Annotated in this window: 11 protein-coding genes and 1 tRNA gene; 2 read left to right on the top strand and 10 right to left on the bottom strand. The window is 72.8% G+C overall.

The features are described 5' to 3' along the window. Positions 1-23: 23 nt before the first annotated feature. Positions 24-938 carry a polysaccharide deacetylase family protein gene (locus FFT21_RS07575; protein ID WP_137813054.1) on the top strand — a complete coding sequence of 305 codons (915 nt, stop codon included), beginning with the start codon at positions 24-26 and terminating at the stop codon, positions 936-938. Here FFT21_RS07575 and FFT21_RS07570 read toward each other — a convergent pair. The 6 genes from FFT21_RS07570 to FFT21_RS07545 all read right to left on the bottom strand — a co-directional run bounded on the left by FFT21_RS07570 (position 917) and on the right by FFT21_RS07545 (position 7366). Next, positions 917-1966 carry a S1 family peptidase gene (locus FFT21_RS07570; protein WP_137813053.1) on the bottom strand — a complete coding sequence of 350 codons (1050 nt, stop codon included), beginning with the start codon at positions 1964-1966 and terminating at the stop codon, positions 917-919. The two genes, FFT21_RS07575 and FFT21_RS07570, sit on opposite strands and share 22 nt — an antisense overlap. Before the next feature lie 786 nt (positions 1967-2752). Further along, positions 2753-2826, bottom strand: a tRNA-Leu gene (locus FFT21_RS07565). 211 nt (positions 2827-3037) lie between these two features. Continuing rightward, on the bottom strand, positions 3038-4246 hold the full coding sequence (locus tag FFT21_RS07560; RefSeq protein ID WP_225978183.1) for an ATP-grasp domain-containing protein: 1209 nt from the start codon (positions 4244-4246) through the stop codon (positions 3038-3040). Positions 4247-4248: 2 nt separating this feature from the next. Continuing rightward, positions 4249-4380 carry a hypothetical protein gene (locus FFT21_RS30245; protein ID WP_264081628.1) on the bottom strand — a complete coding sequence of 44 codons (132 nt, stop codon included), beginning with the start codon at positions 4378-4380 and terminating at the stop codon, positions 4249-4251. A gap of 395 nt (positions 4381-4775) precedes the next feature. Then, entirely contained in the window at positions 4776-6104 is a 1329-nt protein-coding gene (locus tag FFT21_RS07555) for an NAD(P)/FAD-dependent oxidoreductase (protein ID WP_137813052.1), read from the bottom strand. Positions 6105-6649: 545 nt separating this feature from the next. Further along, entirely contained in the window at positions 6650-7366 is a 717-nt protein-coding gene (locus FFT21_RS07545) for a uracil-DNA glycosylase (protein WP_371856746.1), read from the bottom strand. Between the two features lie 82 nt (positions 7367-7448). Here FFT21_RS07545 and FFT21_RS07540 point away from each other — a divergent pair, with 82 nt between their 5' ends. Further along, on the top strand, positions 7449-8948 hold the full coding sequence (locus FFT21_RS07540) for a S10 family peptidase (RefSeq protein WP_137813050.1): 1500 nt from the start codon (positions 7449-7451) through the stop codon (positions 8946-8948). Between the two features lie 6 nt (positions 8949-8954). Here FFT21_RS07540 and FFT21_RS07535 read toward each other — a convergent pair whose 3' ends face one another. The 4 genes from FFT21_RS07535 to FFT21_RS29615 all read right to left on the bottom strand — a co-directional run bounded on the left by FFT21_RS07535 (position 8955) and on the right by FFT21_RS29615 (position 12644). Further along, positions 8955-9908, bottom strand: a complete 954-nt coding sequence (locus FFT21_RS07535) for a Ppx/GppA phosphatase family protein (RefSeq protein ID WP_137813049.1) — start codon at positions 9906-9908, stop codon at positions 8955-8957. 69 nt (positions 9909-9977) lie between these two features. Next, the gene (locus FFT21_RS07530; protein WP_137813048.1) at positions 9978-11189 is read right to left on the bottom strand and encodes a lytic transglycosylase domain-containing protein; all 1212 of its coding nucleotides are present in this window, start codon (positions 11187-11189) and stop codon (positions 9978-9980) included. A 325-nt stretch (positions 11190-11514) separates the two neighbouring features. Next, complete coding sequence (locus FFT21_RS07525; RefSeq protein ID WP_137813047.1) at positions 11515-12006, bottom strand: DUF501 domain-containing protein; 492 nt, start codon at positions 12004-12006, stop codon at positions 11515-11517. Continuing rightward, entirely contained in the window at positions 12003-12644 is a 642-nt protein-coding gene (locus FFT21_RS29615; protein ID WP_225978182.1) for an FtsB family cell division protein, read from the bottom strand. The genes FFT21_RS07525 and FFT21_RS29615 overlap by 4 nt, the downstream gene beginning before the upstream one ends. Positions 12645-12669: the final 25 nt, after the last annotated feature.

Here is a 12669-nt window from a genome sequence, read left to right as displayed (position 1 = left end):
CCATGGTCGCGTGAGGGGGCGGTATGCGGGTAAGGACACGGATCGGCTGGCTGAGTACGGTGGCCACGCTGATGGTCGCGGTCGCCGTGCTGGTGGTGCTCGGGGACCATACCCAGCCGGCGCCGGGCGCGCCCCGCGCCGCTGCCGACGGCGGCGCCACCACCGCTCCCGCGCCGACCACCGGGGCGGCGCCGACCACGGCGGGGAACCCGGTCGAGCGGACCGCGACCGGCAGCGCGTCGGCCGAGGTCGGGTCCACCACGACCGCGCCGAGCAGCCCGAGCCGGTCGGCCGGTCCCACACCGGCGTGGCTGCACCGGCTCGCTCCGGGCGAGCGGCCACCGCAGTTCGTGCTGTTCTCCTTCGACGGGGCCGGCGACCACGCGCACTGGCAGCGCATGCTGCCGCTGGCCAGGCGGGTCGGCGCGCACTTCAGCGGCTTCCTGTCCGGCATCTACCTGCTCGACGACGCGCGTCGCGGCGAGTACACCGGCCCGGGCCACCTGCCGGGCCGCGCGTCCATCGGCTTCGGCGGTTCCCCGCAGGAGGTGCGCACCCGCATCGAGGACCTGAACACCGCGATCGCCGACGGTCACGAGATCGGCACCCACTACAACGGGCACTTCTGCCGCGGCGCCGAACCGAGCGTGGGCTTCTGGCAGACCGCGCAGTGGAACGCCGAACTGGACCAGTTCTTCGGCTTCGTGCGGCAGGCCACCGGCGCCGGGCTGCGGGTGGACCCGGCGACCATTCGCGGCGGCCGCACGCCCTGCCTGGAGGGCCGCTTCGAGCAGCTCTTCCCGGCGCTGCGCCACCTACTCCGAGGTCGTCCGGTGGCTGCGGCTGCAGGACCCGGCCGTGCTGGACGCGCTCCGGGCGTTGCCGCCCGCCCGCGACTGACCGGCCGGGTCGGCGGCTACCCGAGTGTGGCGCCGTAGGCGCGCAGCGACTGGGGCAGCGGCTGGAAGTACTCGATGTGGCCGTCGCCGCCGGAGAGCGTGCCCAGCCCGACACTGCCGGCGAACAGCGCGCCGCCGCTGTCCCCCTTGTCGCAGCGGATCTCCGCGCGGATCAGGCCGCGGACCACGTCGCCGTTGCCGTAGTTCACGGTCTGGTTCAGCGCGGTGATCTTGCCGCAGGTCAGGTGGGTGGTGCGGCCGCTCTTGCAGACCGACTGGCCGACGGTGGCGTTGCCGGCGGCGGTGATCCGCTGCGTGCCGCCGTTGTACAGGTTGACCACGCCGCGGCCCTGCGCGGTCTCGTCCAGGATCAGCCCGTAGTCGCTGCCCGGGAAGTGCGAGTCCACCGAGGGCCCCACGTTGATCCACTGGGGCAGGCCTCGGGTGCAGTGGCCGGCGGTGAGCAGGTGCGGCGTGCCGCCGCGGTGCACGGCGAAGCCCACCGAGCAGCGGATCATCCCGGTGGTGATGTCGTCTCCGGAGGAGAGTTGCTCGGTGATCGGTCCGCTGATGCGCTGCACCCGGACTCGGTTGCCGTGCTTCCTGGCCGCGGCGAGCAGCCTGTCCGCGCCGTCCTTGGGTGTGGCATCGGAGACGGTGAGCACCACCTGGTCGGTGGCCGGGTCGACGCCCCACGCGGTGCTCGGCGCACCGCCGGTACGGTCCAGATCGGCCTCCGCCTCCTGGAGCGCGTCGGTGCCGTAGGCGACCACGCGTGGCGTGGCGCCCCGCTCCCGCACCTGCTGCGCGTCCGCCTGGTCGAGCACGTTCACGACCGGCACACCGGTCGCGGGGTCGAGGAACGAACCCGCCGATCGGGTGCCGAGGTCGGCCGAGACGCGGGCGGCGAGCGCCGTGGCGGCCTGCTGGGCCAGCAACTCCGGCAGCAGCGCGGGAGCCGCGGCAGGTGCCGGTGCCGCCGGCGCGGAGAGAGTCACGGCGACGCCGCCCAGCAGCGCCGTCAGCACTCGGACCAGCCGGAACCCGCGTACGGATGCCTTCCTCATCGCGCCCCCACTCTCCCAGGCGACAGCGGAACGCGAAAGGGGTAACCCAGTCATTCCATGACAAACCCGGCACTCGGACCGTCCTCTAGGTGCCCTTGGCGCGGTTCGCCGACGCCGAAGGTCAACGGCGTTGGCGCCGCCCGGCAGGCCGTGCGGGTGCATCCGGCGCCCGGCCGGACGGGTGCCCGCCCGTCGCGGTGCGAGCCGCGGTTACCGGCGAGGCCGTCGAGGTGACCCGGATGGTCTCATGGTCCAGACCAATCCGCGTCGTTCGCGCAGCAGAGCGCTGCCACGGCCGCCCGGCAGCGGTCCAGCCGGGGCAATTCCCGTCGTTCGAACAGAGCAATAAGGCAACATGCGAATGCGTTCTTACTGTCGTGGTCACCGACCGCCTGGACGATTAGTCGAATGCCTGAAGGATTACGCAGGGCATCCCGAGGCGGCGGTTACGGACTGAGAACGCGTTCCATTCTCCGGGTTAGCCGCACGTGATGACGGCCGGCGGATGTCCTCCCGTTCGCCCACCGCGGGCGCTCGCGGGTCGGACGGCCGGCGCGACCACGGCCCCGTGATCCGCGCGGCCGGTGCCCGCGCAGCGCACCAGCGCCTCACAACGCCACGAAAAACCCGGCCAAGAGGCCCGAGAAGCCGCGAACGGCCCGGCTCGGGACTTCCCCCTCTCGGCCGGGCCACTCGAAATGCCGGCGAGCCGGACGGCGCGGAGACTGGCGCACCACACCAACGCCGGTTTTCCCGGCGTGGGGTTTTCGTCTCCTTGGAGTGCTGTGCCCCCGATCGGACTCGAACCGACACTTGGACCCTTTTAAGGGGCCTGCCTCTTCCTGTTGGGCTACGGGGGCAGCGCGCAGCCTAGAAGGTCCCGCGGTGTTGCGGGGGTGATTACACCTAACTCCCCCCGGGCGGCGCAGCCGGGTGGTCTGGTCCGCACACGGTGACGGCTCCAGACGACTGAATGCCGTAAGCCAGAGGGGGAGCCGGACGCTGGGGTGGACACCCAGCGCATCCGACGGCGATGGTGGTCGGCCGGCTCCAGCCGGACCTGCTCGGCGGTCATCGGCGCGGGTCCGCACGATTCAGCTCGGTGAACCGGGTGGCCACCCAGTCGTGCACCGCGTCGGACACCTCGGTGGTGCCGGCGCGGTGTTCGAACCACTGCCAGTCACAGTTCACGTTCACCTCGAGGAACACGTACTCACCCTGGACGACCATCAGGTCGACCGCGGCGACCTGTAGCCGCCAGTGTCGCGCAAGCGCGTGCAGCCGCTGCACGAGGACCGGTGTCACGTCGACGCGGCGCACCAGGACGGCGTCCGGGTCCGACCAGAGCTGCGCCGGGTCGAGCTTGTCCACCTGGTACGCGATGCACTCCTCACCGATCAGGAACACCCGGATCTCGGTCTCCGCGGGCAGGTACTCCTGCACGATCACCGGAGCCGGTTCCGGGTTGTCCGAGGTCCGGCTGGTCTCCAGCGGCCGGGGGAACAGCCCGTGCTGCAGGCCGGGCCGCGGTTCCAGCAGGTGCCGGCCGCTGGACTTGACGATGCAGCGCCCGCCGCCCGGCCGGTTGCGGCCAGGGCGGGTGGTCACCGCGGTGCGCGGAATACGCAGGCCGAACGCGCGGGCGTCGGCGAGCTGGGTCAGCCGGTCGAGGTGCAGGCTCGTCCTGGCCGGGTTGACGTGCGCCCAGTCCGACCGGCTGGACAGCCAGTCCGCGACCGCGCGCCACTGGTCCACGGTGTAGGAGCCGACCAGGGTGCGCGGGTCCACCGGCAGCGCGGCCAACTCGAAGTGCCGGCGCCAGACCAGCACCGGGCGCAGCAGCCAGCGGTCCAGCTCGATCAGCGGCGTGTCCGTGTGGATGGTGAGGCCGAGGTCCAGGCAGCGGTCCACGTCGATGCGGGCCATCCGGATGCCGCGCTCGGCGAGCGCGATGGACAGCTCGTTCATCTCCATGTCCGCCGAGCGGGCGAGGACGAGGACACACGGCTCGGGCTCGCCGTCGCCCTCGTCGACCATGCCCCTGCGGTAGACGTGCTCCTGGAAATCCAGGCAGGTGGGGGGCGTGCGGAACCGGTAGTCCTGGCCCTGCAGCAGCAGCGGAGTCGGTCGACCGTCGAGCGGGGCGCCGACCGCGGGCTCGGTGTGGAGGGCACCGATCTGCCGGTCGGGGATGTCCGGACCGACACCCGGCGTGACACCCGGCGAGGCGTCCGGCCCTGATGAGGACAGGTTCTCACGCTGCCCCCACCGGGCACTCACGCTCAGTCGTCCTTCTTGTTGCGGAAACACCTCTGCGCCCTGGCGTACTCGGCGGCGTAATCGGCGAGCGCGCGGTCCTCAAGCTCGCCACGCCTCAGCCGGGCGGCCAACTCCTTGATCGACAATGCGGCCACCTCTTCTCCGACGCCCGTCTTTCACACTTTAGGGTGACACACTGGCCGTAGTCTCGGTTTCACCTAACGCAATGTCAAGACAACGCCGGGTGATGGTAGTCCACTTAGGCGAGGCATGTACCGGTTTGCAATTTGCAGAAGTCGTACGACCGCCTGAAGATCGTCCGTTTGGCGGTAGGGAGAGCGCCGAACGGCCGAGGTGCCCGCCGGCACGGCGGCTGGGGATCTCGCCGGCCTCGCCAGGCGGTCCGTTGGTTCGGGCGCGCGAGGCCATCATCGGCGGCACGGCTGGCTCGGCGGCCGCGTGGAGCAGCGGCCGCCGGCCGCAGCGGTGCGGCGTGCGTGAGCGTTCCCGGCCGGGCGCGTCGCCGCGCGGGCGCGGCCGAGACGGCTCGTCAGCTGTTCGCCGCGCGGACGAAGTCCGCCTTGGGGTCGTTGATCTGACCCAGCGCGACCACCTCGCGCCGGAACACGGCGGCGAGGGTCCAGTCCATCACGATGCGGAACTTCCGGTTGAACGTCGGCATCCGGCTGACGTGGTACGTGCGGTGCATGAACCACGCGGGGAAGCCCTTGAGCTTGATGTTGTAGACGTCCGCGACGCCCTTGTAGAGGCCGAGGCTGGCCACCGAGCCGACGTAGCGGTGGAAGTACGGCTTGGGCTGCTTGCCACGCAGCACCGCGACCAGGTTCTTGGCGAGTTGCTTGGCCTGCCGCACGGCGTGCTGCGCCGAAGGGCTGCAGGTGGCCTGCGGGTCCTCCTCGGTGCGGGACAGGTCGGGCACCGCGGCACAGTCGCCCGCCGCCCACACGTTCGGCGTGCCCTCGACCTGAAGCGAGGCCGTGCAGCGCACCCGGCCACGCGCGTCCCGGGGCAGGTCGCTGTTGGCTAGCACGGGGTTGGCCTTGACGCCAGCGGTCCAGATGATCGTGTCGGCGTCGAACTCGGTGCCGTCGTCCAGCACCACGTGGCCGTTCTCCATCGTGGTCACCTTGGTCTCCAGGAAGACCTCGATGCCCCGCTCCTCCAGCCGCCGCACGGTGTAGACGCCCATCTTGGCGCTCACCTCGGGGAGGATCCGGTTGGCCGCCTCGACCAGCACCCACCGCATGTCCTCCGGCCTGAGGTCGCGGTAGTAGCGCTCGATGGCGTAGCGGGCCATGTCCTCCAACTCGCCCAGCATCTCGATGCCCGCGAACCCGCCGCCGATCACCACGAAGCTCAGCAGCCGGCGGCGCAGGTCCGGGTCGTTGGTGCTGGCGGCCGCGTCCAGCCGGGAGAGCACGTGGTTGCGCAGGTAGATGGCCTCGCCGACGGTCCGCGCGGCGATGCCCTGCTCCGCGAGGCCCGGGATGGGCAGGGTGCGCGCGATGGAGCCCAGCGCCACGACAAGCACGTCGTACGGCAGTTCCTCGATGTGCCCGTCCGGCGCCTCGACCGTGGCCACCCGGTGCTCGTTCTGGATCTGGGTGATCCGCCCGGTCACCACCTGGCAGCGCTTGAGCACCCGACGCAGCGGCACGACGACGTGCCGGGGCTCGATCGAGCCGGCCGACGACTCCGGCAGGAACGGCTGGTAGGTCATGTGTGGCTGGGGATCCACGACGGTGATCGAGGCTTCACCGGCCCTGAGCTTGGATTGCAACCCCAGAGCGGTGTACATGCCCACATACCCGCCACCGGCGATCAGAATTCTGGTGGGTTGCGACTTTACCGCGGCCATACACCCATGGTCCCACCAACTGACTCGATTGAGTAACGAATCCGGCCGGTATGTGACCGCCGTCGCTGGGTGAGGCTCGCCACCTCGTGATGTGCCCCTCACCTGCGGAAAACTGTCCGTGACGGACCTGTTGCACTGGGTTCGGAATCGGTTCGGAAGGGCCGTGCATGCAAAACCCATTCATGGTCGCTCCGCAGATCCGCGACGTACCCGAAGAGGTGCGCGACGTCCTGGTCGAACGGGCGCGCTCGCGCGGCCAGTCGCCGCAGGCGTTCCTGCTGTCTCTGGGTGTTCTGCTGGCTGACGTTTCCACCTTCATGGCCTGCGGATGTCGCGAACCACGGCAGTGGTTTCCGCACCGCAGACCGTGCGGGCGTCAGGCACTGGCCAGCGGACGGATCCGATCGAGCGTGTCGGCCAGGTGGTCCCTCTCGCGCGCCAGGTCGTCGCGGGACTGCAGGTTGAGCCATACGCCGTTGCTGGTTGATCCGTATGCTGTACTGCCCCCCGCGGTCGCCGCGCAGCTTCTCCAGGGGCGCCACAGCTCAGCCCAGCCCGGCCAGGTCCTTCGCCCTGGTCAGGACCTCCCGCAGCATCGCAGGGGTGAGCTTGCCGGTGAAGGTGTTCTGCTGGCTGACGTGGTAGGAGCCGAGCAGGTGCAGGTCGGCGCCGCCGTCGGCGGCGGGGATCACCGCGTCCGCGCCATGCCCGAACACCGGCCGCGGCCGAGGCACCCGCCAGTGCGCGGCGGGCAGCGCGGGCAGCAGCGCCTGCCAGCCGAACGCGCCGAGCACCACGACCGCCCGCAGCGTCGGCCGCAGCAACGTCAGTTCCCGGGTCAGCCACGGCCGGCAGGTGTCCCGCTCAGCCGGCGTGGGCTTGTTGGCCGGCGGTGCGCAGTGCACCGGCGCGGTGATCCGGGTGCCGCGCAGCTCCAGCCCGTCGTCGCGGTGCACGGACTCCGGCTGGGAGGCGAGGCCGACCGCGTGCAGCGCCGCGAACAGCACGTCGCCGGAACGGTCGCCGGTGAACATCCGCCCGGTGCGGTTGCCGCCGTGCGCCGCCGGGGCGAGCCCGACGATGGCCAGCGCGGCGTCCTCGGGCCCGTAGCCGGGCACCGGCCGCGCCCAGTACTCCTCGTCGCGGTAGGCCCGGCGGCGCACCCTGGCCACCTCCTCCCGCCACACGACCAGCCGGGGGCAGGCCCGGCACCGGCTCACCTCGGCGTCCAGCGCGGCGATGCCGGGAACAGCCGGCGCCACCTCGGCGGGGACACGGCCACGGTCCGGCACGGCTCCCATTCTGCGTACCGGCGGGGAGATCGCGCGCCGTAGGGTGCGACGCATGGGCAACGCGCAGGAGACCGACACCGGGAAGCCGACCGCGAACGGCCACCGCACGGCCGACGACCGGGACACCACGCCGGTCGACGATCTGGTCACCACCCGGCACACGCTGACCGTGCCGCAGGGCGAGCTGAGCTACACGGCCACGGCCGGCCGGATCGTGCTGCGCACCGAGGTGCACACCGACGGCGCGTTCGACGGCCACCAGCCCAAGGCCGAGGTCTTCCTCACGGTCTACACCCTGGACGGTGCCGACCCCGGCGAGCGGCCGGTCACCTTCGCGTTCAACGGTGGGCCCGGCTCGTCCAGCGCGTGGCTGCACCTCGGGCTGCTCGGGCCGCGCCGGGTGCTGTCCGGGGACGTCGGTGCGCTCACCCCGCCGCCGTACGGGTTGGCCGACAACGCGGAAACCCTGCTGGCGCACAGCGACCTGGTGTTCATCGACCCGGTGTCCACCGGATACTCGCGCACCGTCAAGGGCGAGAAACCCGCCGACTTTCACGGCTTCCAGGGCGACCTGGAGTCGGTCGGCGAGGTGATCCGGTTGTGGACCTCGCGCAACGGGCGCTGGATGTCGCCGAAGTTTCTGGCCGGCGAGTCCTACGGCACGCTCCGCGCCGCCGCGCTCGCCGAGCACCTGCAGTCCCGGTACGGCATGTACCTCAACGGGCTCATGCTGATCTCCTCGGTGCTGGACATGGGCACCGTCCGGTTCACCGAGGGCAACGACCTGCCGCACACCCTCTTCCTGCCCACCTACGCGGCGATCGCGCACTACCACGGGCTGCACGGCGACCGCGCGCTGTCCGACGTGCTGGCCGAGGCCGAGGAGTACGCGGCGCGCGACTACCCGTGGGCGCTGGCCCGTGGCGCGCGGCTGTCAACCGAGGAGCGGGCGGCCGCGGTCGACAAGATCGCCGGGCTGACCGGGCTGTCCGCCGACTACGTGGACCGGGTGAACCTGCGCATCGAGCACGTCCGGTTCTTCACCGAGCTACTGCGCCACCGCCGCCTGGTGGTCGGCCGGCTGGACGGCCGGTTCACCGGGTGGGACGCGGACGCCGGCCGGGAGCACTTCGAGGACGACCCGTCGATGCAGGCGATCATGGGGCCGTACGCGGCGGCGCTGAACCACTACGTGCGCGCCGAGTTGGAGTACGCCAACGACCTGCCCTACGAGGTGCTCACCGCCCGGGTGCGGCCGTGGTCGTACAAGGACTTCGAGGGCGCGCACGTGTCGGTGACCGGCAAGCTGGGCACCGCGATGCGGGCCAACCCCTACCTGAAGGTGCACGTCGGCCTCGGCTACCACGACGGGGCCACGCCGTACTTCGCCGCCCAGCACGTGCTCGCCCACCTGCCGATTCCGGCCGAGCTGCGGGACAACATCAGCCTGGCCTACTACGAGGCCGGGCACATGATGTACGTGCACGAACCGAGCCGGATCCGGCAGTCCGCCGACCTCGGCGAGTTCGTCCGCGCGGCGTCCAACCGCTGACCGCCGTCAGGCGACGGAGAGCGCGATGCCGTCCAGGATGTCGTGCTCGCTGACCACGAGTTCGGTGATACCGGCGCGCTCGGCGAGTTGCTCGGCCAGCACCTTGACGACGAGCGCGCCGCCGCCGATCACGTCCACCCGGCCGGGGTGGATCGCCCTGATCGCGGCGCGCTCGTCGTGCGACATGGCCAGCAGCCGGTCGGTGGTCTCCCGGACGGTGTCCAGGGACAGCCGGGACAGGTGGGTGGCGGCCGGGTCGTACTCCGGCAGTTCCTGGGCCACGGCGGACAGCGTGGTCACGGTGCCGGCCACGCCGACCCAGGTGCGCGCGCCGGCCACCGGCACCGCGTCGAACGCACCGGCGAGGATCTCGGTGGTGATCCGCTCCGCCTCGGCGATCTCCTCGCGGGTCGGCGGGTCGTCGCGCAGGCTGCGCTCGGTGATCCGCACGCACCCGACGTCCACCGAGCGGGCCGCGTCCACCCGCGCCTTGGCCCCGTCCCAGGTGCCGAGCACCAGTTCGGTGGAGCCGCCGCCGACGTCGGCCACCACGAACGGGCCGCCCTCCGGCTCCAGGTCGCCGACCGCGCCGCTGAACGACAGCCGCGCCTCCTCGTCGCCGCTGATCACCTCGGCCTCGGCGCCGAGCACCTCCCGGGTCATCGCGAAGAACTCGTCCCGGTTGGCGGCGTCCCGGGTCGCCGAGGTGGCCACCATGCGGGCCCGCTCGGTGCCCTTGCGGGCCAGCACCCGCGCGTAGTCGACCAGCGCGGCCCTGGTCCGCTCCAGCGCCTCGGGGGCGAGCACGCCGGTCGCGTCCACCCCCTGCCCGAGGCGGACGATCCGCATCTCCCGGTGCACGTCCCGCAGCCAGTGGCTGCCGTCCTCGCGCACCGTCACATCGGCGACCAGCAGGCGGATCGAGTTCGTTCCGCAGTCGATCGCGGCAACCCGCGGCATGGCACGTCCTCCTCGGCTGATTCGGCGACGCGCCAACCGTAACGCCGAGCGGGCCGCTCCCCGCGCACGCTACTGCGTGTGCGGCGCGGGAGATCCGGACGGCGGCGGTGGCGCGGTGTCCGACGAGGACGGGGACGGCGGCGGCGTGCACGACGGCGGCGGGGGCGTGGTGCTCGACGGCGGCGGGGGCGTGGTGCTCGACGGCGGCGGTGTCGGCGAGGTCGTCGTGCTTGTGGTCGTCGTCGTGCTCGTGGTCGGCGTCGGGCAGGTGGGCGGCGGGGTGCTCGACGACGGCGGCGGGGTAGTGCTGCCGCTCGGCGACGGCGGAGCCGAGGACGGTGCCGCGGAGGACGACGAGCCTGCGGCCGGCTGCGCGGACGGCGGGCCGCCGGCCGACGTCGGGCCGGGTGCCGGAGGCGGCGGGTTGCCACCGGGTGCCGGGGGCGCGCCGGGCGGGGGCGCGGACGGCGGGGCGGCACCGGGCGCGGCCGGCGGCACCGGACCGGGACCGGTGATCGGTTGCGGGTAGCTGACCGGCAGCACCGGCTGGCTGGGCAGCGGCGTGATTCCCGCGACGTAGGCGTCCGCCCAGAGCAGCACCAGGCGAACGTAGTCGTCGGAGTGGTTGTAGCGGAACACCGCCTGGGCACGGTCCGCCGGCTGGGACAGGTCGCCCCCGCCGGCGCACAGGTACCTGCCGGCGGCGAGCGCGGCGTCGTAGACGTTGTTCGGGTCGGCGATCCCGTCACCGTTGCCGTCCGAGGCGTACCCGGCCCAAGTGGACGGGATGAACTGCATCGGGCCGACCGCGCGGTCCCAGGCGGGGTCGCCGTCGTAGCGGCCGTGATCGGTGTCCGGAACCGCGGCGTTGCCGGGGCCACCGTCCAGCACCGGCCCGAGAATGGGGCTCAGCGTGGTGCCGCGCGCGTCCACCATCCCGTTGCGCGCCTGGTTGGACTCGACCTTGCCGATCCCGGCGAGCAGCGGCCAGTCCAGGTGGCAGTGCGGGACCAGCCCGGCGAGCCGCTGCTTCGCGCGCAGGTAGGCGTCCAGCACGACGCCGGGGATGCCCAGCGGTCCCCTCGGCAGGTCGGCCAGCGGGCCGACCTGCTCGGCCAGCCTGGCGGGATCGTTGGCGGCGCCGAGCACGTCCGGGCCGAGCGTGCCGTTCCGCGGCAGCGCGCCGTTCGCCCCCAGGTCGCCGGGGGACGCCTCCCGCGGTGCGGGCTGGGGCGCCACAGCGCGGGCCAGGTGCACGGCGCTGCCGCCGACGGCGGCCATCGGGACGAACGTGGCGATCATCGCCGCGGCGGCGAGGCCCTGCCTTCTCCGGGAGCGTCTCCGGGATGTTCGCCGTCCTGGCGAGTCGCTGGTGCCGTGCCGTGGATTCGACCCGCCGTGCTGACGCACTACCGCTCCATCCCTCTGTGTTGTGCTGTGGGCTCGCGCCCGGCGCGGCGACCGCGGTGCCGCGTCCCTGCCGATCTCGATAACTCCGCGGGAGAGTCAAGCACGGTGCCCGCAAGGGTTGCTCCCCCAGACAGGCGGTTGTGCACCCGACATTCGGCGGGAACCGACCGCCTTTCGAACCGGGCCGCCGGCGTGCTCAGGCGCAGTCGCCGGCCGGCCAGGAGTCGGCGATCCGCGCCAGGGTCTCGTCGCCGAACGGGTTCACCCCGGGCCCGCTGGCCAGCGTGTGGGCGACGTGGACGTGCAGGCATTTCACCCGGTTCGGCATGCCGCCCGCGCTGACCTCGGTGCCCAGCGGCTCGATCGCGTCCCGCTCGGCCAGGTAGCGGCGGTGCGCGGCGAGGTAGGCGTCGGCGAGCGCCGGGTCGGTGGCCAGCCGCTCGGTCATCTCCCGCATCGCCCCGCCCGCCTCCAGCCTGCTGACCAGGGCGCACAGCCGTGGGCAGGTCAGGTAGTACAGGGTCGGGAACGGGGTGCCGTCCTCCAGCCGCGGATTGGTCTGGATCACCGCGGGATGCCCGCTCGGGCAGCGGGCCGCGATCGCCCGGATGGCCCGGGGGCGGCGGCCGAGTTGCCGCGCCACCTCGTCCCGGTCCCGCTCGGTGACCGGCTCGAAGGTTCGGTTCACGAACCGCTCCCGTTGATCGACCGCCACAGTTGCCCGTACCAGGTCGGGCGCTGCTCCGCCGGCGCGGTGGGCGGCGCGGCCGCGGCCGGGCGGCCGCCGTCCGGCAACTGCACCACGTACGGCGTCTCCCCCGGGCGGACGTACCCCAGCCGGCGGCGCACCTCCGCCTCCACCTGCGTCGGATCGGAGAGCTGGGCCTTGCGGTCCTCCAACTGCGCCACCTGGGCGCGCAGCTGCTCCTGGCGGGCCATCTCGTCCCGCATCTCCGCGCGCTGGGCCAGGTAGGTGCGCAGCGGCACGGCGAGGCTGAGCGCCAGCGCGCAGATCACCATGGCGAGCATGGCGGCCCGCCGGGTGGTGGACATCCGGAACGCGCCGCCGGTGCTGGGGCCGGAGCGGGCCCGCCTGGCCAGCCCGCCACGGACCGCCCCGCCGGCCGCGCGTGCCGCCCTGGCCGCGCCCGCGCTCCCGCGCCGCAGCCGGCCGCGCCAGCCGCCGCCCTCCGCGCGGTAGGTCCGGCGGTCTTGACTGCCGCCTCCGCGGGAAGGAGTGCGTCGGCGGGCACGCTCGGGCCGGCGGGCGGGCGCACCGTCGGCGCGCCGGCGCCGCCGGCTCCGGTCCTGCTCGCGCGGAGGCATCCCTGGCTATGCCTTCCCTTCCGCG

This window comes from Gandjariella thermophila (genome assembly GCF_005405885.1).
GTDB lineage: Bacteria > Actinomycetota > Actinomycetes > Mycobacteriales > Pseudonocardiaceae > Gandjariella > Gandjariella thermophila.
This window is presented reverse-complemented; position numbering and strand designations above follow the sequence as displayed.